We start from the raw sequence: 1,308 nt of genomic DNA on the forward strand, positions 1-1,308 counted from the left end.
TTGGTTCTTCGCGGAGTCTGGGGGAAGAGCGAGTTGACAGTCAGGGAAGCAGGTAAATTGGCAGTCGCCAAACACACCCTTCACCTGTCCCTGCTGTCGCCGTGCATCCTATTGATCTTGCCGCTTTCTGGCCAGGCTACGACGCCGTTACCTGTCGCCCATCTACCGATAACACCCTCCTCATTGAGCTTGAACCTCAAGCCGGCTCTCTTCCTAAGTGCGGGCGTTGTGGCCAGTTCAGCCCGTTGATTCACGATCGCCGGATTCGTCTGGTGCGTGATCGTGATCTGTTCGATCAGCGCGTCCTGCTTCAACTACCAGTGCGCCGAGTCGATTGCCTGAGTTGTGGGCGGGTGACCGAGCGGATCGACTGGTTGGAGCCAGCATCTCGGCTGACCCAGCGGTTACGGATATGGCTCGAAAGCTTGCTGCGGCTGCTGCCGATCAGCCACGTCAGCCAGCTCACCGGCCTGCATTGGCACACCCTCAAAACGCTCGATAAACGACGCCTTCAAGCCGAGGTAGGCAACTTCGATTCAACCGGTGTCCGCCGCCTGGTGATGGACGAGTTCGCCCTGCACAAAGGGCATCGCTATGCCACGGTCATCATGGATGCCGAGCGAACGCGGGTATTGTGGGTCGGCCACGGCAACAGCCGCGAGGCGGTCCGCCCGTTCTTTGAATTGCTCGGCAAGCACTGCCAGCAGATAGAGGCGGTGGCCATGGACATGAACACGGCTTTTGATTTGGAGGTGAAGAAGCATTGCCCGCAAGCCGAAGTGGTGTACGACCTGTTTCACGTCGTCGCGCGCTACGGTCGGGATGTGATCGACCGTATCCGGGTTGACCAGGCCAACCTCCTGCGCGAAGACAAGCCGGCACGAAAGGCGGTCAAGCAAAGCCGCTGGCTGCTGCTGCGCAATCGCAACAACCTGAAGGACGGACAAGCCGTGCAGCTTCAAGAACTACTCGCGGCCAACCAGCCGCTGGCTACGGTCTATGTCCTCAAGGATGCGCTGAAGGATGTCTGGTTCGCCCCCAGCGTACGAGAGGGCTGGCGCCGCTGGCGAACCTGGTTGCGGCACGCCCGGGACAGCGGCCTCGCGCCGCTACAGCGCTTCGCTCGCAACCTGCGCAAATACGCCCGAGGCATCCTCGCCAGTGCCAACTTCCATATGCATACCAGCGTCCTTGAGGGCGTCAACAACCGCATCAAGGTGATCAAGCGTATGGCCTATGGTTTTCGGGACTCGGAATACTTTTTCCTGAAAATCAAGGCTGCCTTCCCCGGGAAAGCGCGATGAACCT

The 1,308-nt window shown here is 59.8% G+C and carries 1 protein-coding gene; it reads left to right on the plus strand.

The window, feature by feature from the left end:
- Positions 1–101: 101 nt before the first annotated feature.
- A complete protein-coding gene (locus tag LU684_RS30405) occupies positions 102–1,304 on the plus strand; it encodes an ISL3 family transposase (protein WP_003464938.1) in 1,203 nt (400 codons plus the stop codon).
- The last annotated feature ends 4 nt before the right edge of the window (positions 1,305–1,308 follow it).

This window comes from Pseudomonas sp. NMI542_15 (assembly GCF_021283425.1).
Lineage (GTDB): Bacteria > Pseudomonadota > Gammaproteobacteria > Pseudomonadales > Pseudomonadaceae > Aquipseudomonas > Aquipseudomonas fortuita.